The organism is Clostridia bacterium, assembly GCA_028698525.1.
GTDB lineage: Bacteria > Bacillota > Clostridia > JAQVDB01 > JAQVDB01 > JAQVDB01.
On the sequence record JAQVDB010000074.1, the window covers coordinates 1 to 8,603 of the forward strand.

8 protein-coding genes, 2 tRNA genes and 1 other annotated feature are annotated in these 8,603 nt (G+C 37.6%); of the genes, 9 read left to right on the top strand and 1 reads right to left on the bottom strand.

Annotated features, from left to right (window positions below; all coding sequences use genetic code 11):
• Positions 1–306 precede the first annotated feature (306 nt).
• The 6 genes from PHP06_09545 to PHP06_09570 all read left to right on the top strand — a co-directional run bounded on the left by PHP06_09545 (position 307) and on the right by PHP06_09570 (position 6,386).
• Positions 307–1,275: an ABC transporter substrate-binding protein gene (locus PHP06_09545; GenBank protein ID MDD3840796.1), complete on the top strand. Its 969-nt coding sequence runs from the start codon at positions 307–309 to the stop codon at positions 1,273–1,275.
• 27 nt (positions 1,276–1,302) lie between these two features.
• Complete coding sequence (locus PHP06_09550; protein ID MDD3840797.1) at positions 1,303–2,154, top strand: proline/glycine betaine ABC transporter permease; 852 nt, start codon at positions 1,303–1,305, stop codon at positions 2,152–2,154.
• 16 nt (positions 2,155–2,170) lie between these two features.
• Positions 2,171–3,358 carry a glycine betaine/L-proline ABC transporter ATP-binding protein gene (locus PHP06_09555; GenBank protein ID MDD3840798.1) on the top strand — a complete coding sequence of 396 codons (1,188 nt, stop codon included), beginning with the start codon at positions 2,171–2,173 and terminating at the stop codon, positions 3,356–3,358.
• A gap of 14 nt (positions 3,359–3,372) precedes the next feature.
• Positions 3,373–3,885, top strand: a complete 513-nt coding sequence (locus PHP06_09560; protein ID MDD3840799.1) for a transcription repressor NadR — start codon at positions 3,373–3,375, stop codon at positions 3,883–3,885.
• 79 nt (positions 3,886–3,964) lie between these two features.
• A complete protein-coding gene (locus tag PHP06_09565; protein ID MDD3840800.1) occupies positions 3,965–4,996 on the top strand; it encodes a PTS sugar transporter subunit IIC in 1,032 nt (343 codons plus the stop codon).
• A gap of 373 nt (positions 4,997–5,369) precedes the next feature.
• Positions 5,370–6,386, top strand: a complete 1,017-nt coding sequence (locus PHP06_09570; GenBank protein MDD3840801.1) for a LacI family DNA-binding transcriptional regulator — start codon at positions 5,370–5,372, stop codon at positions 6,384–6,386.
• An 8-nt stretch (positions 6,387–6,394) separates the two neighbouring features.
• On the opposite strand, the gene PHP06_09575 is transcribed toward PHP06_09570, so the two are convergent.
• Positions 6,395–6,589: a hypothetical protein gene (locus PHP06_09575; protein MDD3840802.1), complete on the bottom strand. Its 195-nt coding sequence runs from the start codon at positions 6,587–6,589 to the stop codon at positions 6,395–6,397.
• A gap of 137 nt (positions 6,590–6,726) precedes the next feature.
• Positions 6,727–6,949 (top strand) — a binding site (T-box leader).
• Positions 6,950–7,000: 51 nt separating this feature from the next.
• Here PHP06_09575 and serS point away from each other — a divergent pair.
• From serS to PHP06_09590, 3 genes are all read left to right on the top strand, one after another.
• Positions 7,001–8,275, top strand: coding sequence for a serine--tRNA ligase (gene serS / locus PHP06_09580; GenBank protein ID MDD3840803.1), 1,275 nt, complete (start codon positions 7,001–7,003; stop codon positions 8,273–8,275).
• Between the two features lie 65 nt (positions 8,276–8,340).
• Positions 8,341–8,429 (top strand) — tRNA-Ser (locus PHP06_09585).
• 26 nt (positions 8,430–8,455) lie between these two features.
• Positions 8,456–8,550: transfer RNA gene (locus PHP06_09590), tRNA-Ser, on the top strand.
• Positions 8,551–8,603: the final 53 nt, after the last annotated feature.

Consider the following 8,603-nt stretch of genomic DNA (forward strand, 5'->3'; position numbering starts at 1 on the left):
TTTACTCACATACAAAATAAGGCGATATATATCAAGGCAAACCTTCAAATAATTGTATGCTTTGATTTATAAGGTTTATAAATCTTCAGGTATTTTATTAGATATTTATCGGTTGATTTGCTAGCATTGCAAATTTGACACAATATTTTTATTGAGTTATAATCAAGTATATTGTGCGAAGGCTGTCTTTTTTTAAAAAGCATTTTAATGCTTTTTTTTGTGTGAAAAAAATCAAAGGAGTGGTTTGTTATTAAGTTTCAAAATAAAGCAAAAATTTTAGCTATATTGCTTATTGTTGCAAGTGTTTTGACATTTAGTGCGTGTTCTGGAGGATCAGAAGATCAAGGCTCAAGCGACAAAGGTGGAGAAACCTTTGTATTTGCTGATGCAGGATGGGACAGTATAAAAGTTCATAATGATATAGCTTCTATAATTATAGAAAATGGATATGGATATAAAACTGATGTGATGACCGGTTCATCCCCGATAACTATAAAGGGATTGGCCCAGGGAGATATCGACATATACATGGAAGTATGGAGCGATAATTATCTTGATATATATCAGCCTGCAATAGAAAGTGGGGATATTGTGGAATTATCGGTGAATTATGATGATAATGCCCAGGGGTTATATGTGCCCACTTACGTGATAGAGGGTGATGCTGAAAAAGGCATTGAACCTATGGCGCCCGGTTTGAAATCAATAAAAGATTTACCTGAATATTGGGAAGTATTCAAGGATGAAGATGATCCCGGCAAAGGCAGGATATATGGCGCACCACCTACTTGGGGTGCTGATGAGATACTCAGACAAAAAATGGTTACCTACGGTTTAGAGGACACCTATATTTATTTAAACCCCGGTTCAGATACGGCTCTAAACACCTCTGTGGTGTCGGCCTATGAAAAAGGTGAGCCCTGGCTGGGTTATTATTGGGACCCAACTTGGATAACCGGAAAATATGACATGACTTTACTAGAGGATGAGCCCTATGACCAGGAAAAATGGGAGGATGGATATGCTTGCGAGTTTCCGGGGGTTACAGTGACGGTGGCAGTAAACAAAGAGATGGTGGACAAGGCTCCTGAAGTGGTAGAATTTTTGAAAAACTATGAGACCAGCACAAAACTCACCAGTGAAATGCTGGCATACATGCAGGATAATGATGCAGAGGCAGATGAGGCAGCCGAATGGTTCTTGAAAGAGCATGAGGATATTTGGACAAACTGGGTTCCGGAAGATGTGGCCCAGAAAGTGAAAGAGGCTCTTTGATATATAAAAAGAGGTGTTTTTTAAAATATGAATGAATTTCCGAATTTATTTGATGTTAAATTGGGTTATTATATTGAATTAGCTGTAAAATGGATGACTGATAATTGGCAAGGTTTTTTCGATGCATTGACTACGGGAATCAAGTGGATCGTATCTAACATACAGTCCGGTCTAATATTTATTCCTTGGTATATTTTTATCCTTTTGATATTTATAATAGGATGGAGAGTAAAAAACTGGAAATCAGGTTTGGCATATGCAGTGATGTTGTTGTTAGTAGGCTCGCTGAATCTGTGGAATGAGATGATATATACATTATCCATAGTTATCACATCTGTGATAATTGCGGTGATAATAGGTATTCCATTAGGGATACTCATGGCATATAAGCCTAAAGCGGAAACCATAATGAAACCATTGCTGGACGGAATGCAGACCATGCCCAGTTTTGTTTATCTGATCCCGGCAATGTTCTTCTTCGGTCTAGGCACTGTTCCGGCGGTATTTGCTACTATTATTTATTCCGCTCCTCCCTGCATAAGACTTACCAATCTTGCTATAAGGGAAGTGCCTACAGAGATGCGTGAAGCCGCTCATTCATTTGGATCTTCCTCATGGCAGGTTCTCAGTAAGGTGGAGCTTCCTCAGGCTATGCCTACTATAATGGCAGGTATAAATCAGACCACCATGATGGCTATGTCCATGGTAGTAACATCTTCTATGATAGGAGCTAAAGGTCTGGGCGAAAATGTGCTGATAGCGATAAATAGGTCGGATATCGCTATGGGATTTGATTCGGGCATAAGTATTGTATTTCTTGCAATAATTATAGATAGAATAACTCAAACAATATCTAAAAAGTATGAATACGTAGAATAGAAGGAGGGGGTGTGAAATGGCTGGAAAAATTCAAGTAAAAAATCTGACTAAAATATTTGGGTCAAAATCCAAATTAGCGTTGAATAGACTGAAAAAAGGCTGGACAAAAGAGCAGATATTAAAAAGGACTGGACAGACAGTGGGGGTGAACAATGTTTCATTTTCAGTGCAAGAAGGTGAAATATTCGTAATAATGGGGTTATCCGGCAGCGGCAAATCAACATTGATAAGATGTTTAAACCTCTTAAACAAGCCCACATCAGGTGAAATAATAGTTGATGGACAAAATATTGTGAAGTATAATAAAAGACAGTTAAGAGAATTCAGGCAGAAAAAGATGGCCATGGTATTTCAAAACTTTGGACTTTTTACCCATAGGACTGTCTTAAACAATGTTGAATATGGATTAGAAATAAGAAACATAGAGAAAGAAGAAAGGAAGAAGATTGCCTTTGATGCCCTTGCAGATGTAGGCCTTAAAGGCTGGGAAGATAAGATGCCTGGGGAATTGAGCGGTGGTATGCAGCAGAGAGTAGGGTTGGCTAGAGCCCTTGCAAATGATCCGGACATATTATTGATGGATGAACCCTTTAGTGCCCTAGACCCCCTTATAAGAAGGGAGATGCAATTGGAGCTTTTAGATATACAATCCAAGATGCAAAAGACTATAATATTCATTACCCATGATATAAATGAAGCATTCAAGCTAGGGGATAGGGTAGCTGTTATGAAAGATGGCAAGATAGTGCAGATAGGGACCCCTGAAGATATTCTGGATAATCCTTCTAATGAATATATAGAGGACTTTGTAAGGAATATAGACCGAACAAAGATTATACAGGCAAAAAACGTTATGAAAAAGCCTAATGCATTAGTTTCCTTGAAAGATGGTGTGAAGGTTGCTATAAAGGAAATGGAAGCAAATCATATATCCAGTGTATTTGTAGTGGGCAAGAATAGAGCTCTAGAAGGCATTGTGACCATAGATGATTGTGTTAAGGCTGTAAAAGAAGGCAACTCTTCACTTAAAGATATTCTTAGGAACGATTATTTTACTACCAATGAAGATGTATATATACAGGACCTTATAGAAAAGGCTACAGAAACCAAATATCCCATAGTAGTTATTGACGATGATAACAAATTATTGGGGATAATAGTTCGCACATCTATTCTCTCGGGATTGATTCAAAAGGGCGCATAAAATGAGGTGAATTTATGAACTCGAAACAGAGAAGGGAAGGTATAATAGAGACACTTTCTAACAGCAGTTTACCAATAGCTGGCAATCAACTTGCAGAGAAATTTAACGTCAGCCGACAGGTAATAGTGCAGGATATTGCAATATTGAGAGCAAAGGGGTATGAAATTATAGCTACCCCTCAAGGGTATTTGATTTTTTCTGAAAACAGCCCACAAAGTTTTTCAAGAATAATTGCATCAAATCATGATCGGTCGGGGATAGAAGATGAGCTTACTACTGTAGTAAGCTATGGCGGCAAGGTAGTAAATGTGATTATAGAACATGAGGTATATGGAGAGCTGAGCGGAATGATAATGGTTTCTTCACTAGTTGAAGTAAAAAAATTTGTAAATGATATAAAAACAAAGGATGCAAAGCCCCTTTCTGCTTTGACTGATGGAGTACACCTGCATAAAATAGAAGCTGATAGCCCAAAAACATTGGATTCAATAGAGGCGGCATTGAAGCAAAAAGGATATCTATTATAATTTTTTTTTGCATACAGGTGACAAGACAGGTGTATATGCAGTATAATATGTTTAAATATAAACTTTTGAGGTGAAAGACATGAATAGTAAAAAGACAAGTGATTTTCTTAAAAAGAAAAATATAGAATTTTCTTTTAAGCGTTATGGCATTGATGCCTTAGGGGCTATGGCATTAGGATTGTTTGCATCTCTAATCATAGGACTTATATTAAAACAATTTGGGGAACTGCTTAAGATAAGCTTTCTTGTCGAATTATATGATGTCGCCCAGACAATGATGGGACCTGCAATAGGCGTTGCTATAGCTTTCGGTCTAAAATCGCCCCCTTTGGTTATTTTTTCATCCACCATTACAGGTGCAGCTGGGGCTCAATTGGGTGGCCCGGTAGGTGCTTTTATAGCAGCTGTAATAGGCGCAGAGTTTGGCAAGCTGGTTGCCGGGGAGACCAAGGTAGATATTGTTATAGTTCCTGCGGTGACTATAGTCATGGGAGCGCTGGCTGCAAAGTTTGTGGGACCTGGTGTGGCATATTTCATGGAACAGTTCGGGGAACTGATAAACAAGGCAACATATTTAAAGCCAATACCTATGGGAATAGCAGTTTCAGTGCTAATGGGACTGGCCCTCACGGCGCCTATAAGCAGCGCAGCTATTGCTATAATGTTGGGCATAAGTGGACTTGCTGGAGGAGCAGCTACCGTGGGATGTTGTGCACAGATGATAGGGTTTGCAGCTGCTAGCTATAAGGAAAACGGGATAGGGGGTTTTATAGCCCAGGGGTTAGGAACTTCTATGCTGCAGATTCCAAATATAATGAAAAAACCTATAATATGGCTTCCGCCTACAATAACCAGCGCCATAGTAGGACCTCTTGCCACTACAATCTTTAAAATGGAGAACATTCCTGCAGGAGCAGGCATGGGTACCAGTGGACTTGTAGGTCAGTTTGGCAGTTGGGAGGCCATGAAGGATACAATAGGAATATCTGAATTTTTATTTAAAACCGGACTTTTACACTTTGTTTTGCCAGCAGTATTGACTATTGTGATTTCAGAACTTATGAGAAAAGCAGGATGGATAAAAGATGGGGATATGAAATTAGAATTATAGATAAAAACGCTATCGGCCGAAGGGATATCCCGACGGCCGATTTTTTATATTTAAGGAGGTCAATGAGTAAAAAGATCTTGCTGAAAATAATCGTCAAAAACGTTTTTGTTATTACATTTATTATATTAAATTAAGGTATATTTTTCAATACATTGATGCAAATTCGGCCTTTTATATAAAATAAATATGTAGTATTTGTATATTATTTACAACTGCAGCAGTATAAAAGTATAGCCTCAACCTGATCTACAACAAAAAAGTTAAATGAACACAAATATCGGAAACGTTTTTGCAACTAATAAAAGGGATTTTATTAAAAATGTCGAATATGTATTAAAGCAGATTTAATATTTTAAATAAATTGGTGGTATATATGACTATAAGCATAAAGGAAATAGCAGAGCTGGCTGGCGTATCTATAAGCACTGTATCCAGAGCGTTGAATAACTATCAAGATATAAGCAAAAAGACTAGAAGTGAAATAATAAAGATAGCCAAAAAGCATAACTATAAACCTAATGCATTTGCTAGAAGTTTGGTGACAAAGGATAGTAGGACTATAGGTCTTTTTTTGGATGAATATAAGGGTGAAAGCTTAAACCAATCTTATTATTACAGAATAATCTGCGGTATTAATGATGTGCTCAACCAACAAGGTTATGATGTCACACTTATATCTAATAGCCTAATAGACAAAAAGAATAAATCTTGGTATTTGGATATTACAAGAGAAAAACATCTTACTGCTACCATATTTTTGGGAACGGATATCGATGAAGAGATGTTCAAATATATAGAGCAATATCAGGTAAAGTGTGTTGTTATAGATCATGTAGCTCAGGGAGAGACTATTGCCTGTGTAAATGCTGATAATGTCAAAGGCGCATTTTGGGCAGTGGAACACCTTATAAAAAACCAGCATGAAAATATAGCATTTATATCTGGAGATCTTTGTGATGTTTCTAATAGAGACAAGCAGGATGGGTATTTTTTGGCGTTAAACCGATATGGGATTAAATTGGATAAGAATATGATTTTTTGTGGTGAAAGTACACTGGACGGTGGCTATCAAGCGACCCATAAACTCATTGAATATAACAAAGATATCAGTGCAATATTTGCTGCAAATGACATGATGGCTATAGGGGCAATAAAGTTTGCAAAAGAAGTGGGATATAGGGTGCCACAGGATATATCCATTATAGGATACCAAAACACAGATATTTCAAGATACATACAACCTTCCCTTACCACAGTAGATATCGACTGGTATAAAATTGGTCGTACTGCCGCTACTGTGCTGGTAAATCTGATCAAGGGAGAAAACTTGGAGAAAGTGATGGTAGATCCTAAACTTATAATAAGGGAATCTACCTGTGAGAAAAAATAGTCATTGTTTTACTTTGAAGCAGTTGATCTGTCTACAGTATTAGTCAGCATATCATCCAGTTGATTTGCTTTCTTTGATATTTCATTTTTGTCTATTATTCCTTTTTCTATCAGTAGTTCTATCAAGATTGTGATTGCCAATGTATTTTTATAGTCTGTTTCTTTGAGTTTGGCTAACTGAATTATCATATCTATATCGTTCATGTATTAACCGCCTTTCGATTTTTATATCTCTCTATTTTAATGTTTAACATTTTTTGCATAATTTATACAGTGTTTTAATAAATATTTGCATAATAAATGATGTATAGTATAATATAATAAAACAATAGAATTAATTAAAAATAGCGATGAAGGGAAAAAGTAGGCATCTCATTATCTTCAGAGAGCCGGTGGAAGGTGTGAATCGGCGGTGATAGGTGTTGAATCCGTCCTAGAGCTGTATACTGAAATTATTTATAGTAAGTATCATCGTATGGATAACGTTAGCATCAGAATGAGCGGAATGCTGAATTATTGTGCAGTCAATTAGGGTGGCAACGCGAGAAATTTCTCGTCCCTTTTATTTTGGGATGAGTTTTTTAATGTATGAAGCTTTTTCGGGAGGTACAGATTATGCTGGATATTAAATTTATAAGAAATAACCCTGAAATGATAAAACAGGCTTTGAAGAAAAGAAAAGAAAATATTGATATTGATGCTTTGATTTCAATTGATGAGAATAGACGAGAAATATTACGGGAAGCTGAACAGCTTAAAAACAAAAAGAATACTGTTTCACAGCAGATTGCACAGTTTAAAAAACAAGGCAAGGATGCTAGGGATATTATAAGCGAGATGCGAAGAGTTTCTTCACAGATAAAAAAATGTGATCAAGAATTAAGGGATTTACAGACTAAAATAAATTACATGTTGCTCAGAATACCTAACATCCCCCACCCCAGTGTGCCCTACGGTGAAACCGAAGCTGATAATCAGGAAATAAGGAAATGGGGACAACCTACTATCTTTGATTTTGTACCAAAGCCTCATTGGGAGCTAGGTGAAAACTTGGGCATATTAGACGCCGCTACAGCGGCCAAGGTAACAGGCTCCAGGTTTACCTTTTATAAAGGCATGGGCGCAAGATTGGAGAGGGCTTTGATAAATTTTATGCTAGATGTGCACACTACAAAGCATGGATATACCGAGATACTTCCCCCATATATGGTTCATCGTGATAGCATGCAGGGAACCGGTCAGCTGCCTAAATTTGAGCAAGATGCATTTAGAGTTGCAGATACCGACTATTTCCTGATACCTACCGCAGAGGTACCAGTTACCAATATGCATAGGGATGAGATATTGGATGGGAATAACCTACCCTTATATTATGTGGCATACAGTGCTTGTTTTCGTTCAGAAGCAGGTTCTGCAGGCAGGGATACCAGAGGATTGATAAGGCAGCACCAGTTTAACAAGGTAGAGCTAGTTAAATTCGTAAAGCCCCAAGATTCATACGATGAGCATGAAAAGTTGACTGCAGATGCTGAAGAGATATTAAAACTTTTAAAATTGCCATATAGGGTTGTAAATATTTGTATTGGCGATCTTGGATTTACCGCTACTAAAAAATATGATATAGAGGTTTGGTTGCCTAGCTATAATAGGTATGTAGAGATTTCTTCTTGTAGCAATTTTGAAGATTTTCAGGCTAGAAGGGCCAATATAAGATATAAACAGGACGTGAGAGGAAAAGCTGATTTTGTACATACCTTGAACGGATCAGGTGTGGCAGTAGGAAGGGCTGTGGCAGCTATTTTAGAAAATTGTCAGCAGTCTGATGGCAGTATATTGATACCAGAAAAACTGAGACCTTATATGGGTGGACTGGACAGAATTGAGAATTAAAAAAAGTTTTTAGATATTGACATGGATTTGCCTATTTGCTATACTATATAAGTGCCGGAAAAAAAGGAGAGGTGTCCGAGCGGTTTAAGGAGCTGGTCTTGAAAACCAGTGACGCTGAATGGCGCCGTGGGTTCGAATCCCACCCTCTCCGCCAAAGCACTTTGTAATAAGTTTAGCCGTGGAGAAGTACCCAAGTATGGCTGAAGGGGCGCCCCTGCTAAGGGTGTAGGTCGGGATTTACCGGCGCGAGGGTTCAAATCCCTCCTTCTCCGCCATTTGAAGATGACAAAGAAATGTCATCCTTTTTTTTGCTTGTTTTATCTTCAAA

Bases quoted from the DNA above. Each gene is read 5' to 3' on its own strand.
- PHP06_09550 (MDD3840797.1), top strand. From the start codon at position 1,303: ATGAATGAATTTCCGAATTTATTTGATGTTAAATTGGGTTATTATATT.
- PHP06_09555 (MDD3840798.1), top strand. From the start codon at position 2,171: ATGGCTGGAAAAATTCAAGTAAAAAATCTGACTAAAATATTTGGGTCA.
- PHP06_09560 (MDD3840799.1), top strand. From the start codon at position 3,373: ATGAACTCGAAACAGAGAAGGGAAGGTATAATAGAGACACTTTCTAAC.
- PHP06_09565 (MDD3840800.1), top strand. From the start codon at position 3,965: ATGAATAGTAAAAAGACAAGTGATTTTCTTAAAAAGAAAAATATAGAA.
- PHP06_09570 (MDD3840801.1), top strand. From the start codon at position 5,370: ATGACTATAAGCATAAAGGAAATAGCAGAGCTGGCTGGCGTATCTATA.
- PHP06_09575 (MDD3840802.1), bottom strand. From the start codon at position 6,589: ATGAACGATATAGATATGATAATTCAGTTAGCCAAACTCAAAGAAACA.
- serS (MDD3840803.1), top strand. From the start codon at position 7,001: ATGCTGGATATTAAATTTATAAGAAATAACCCTGAAATGATAAAACAG.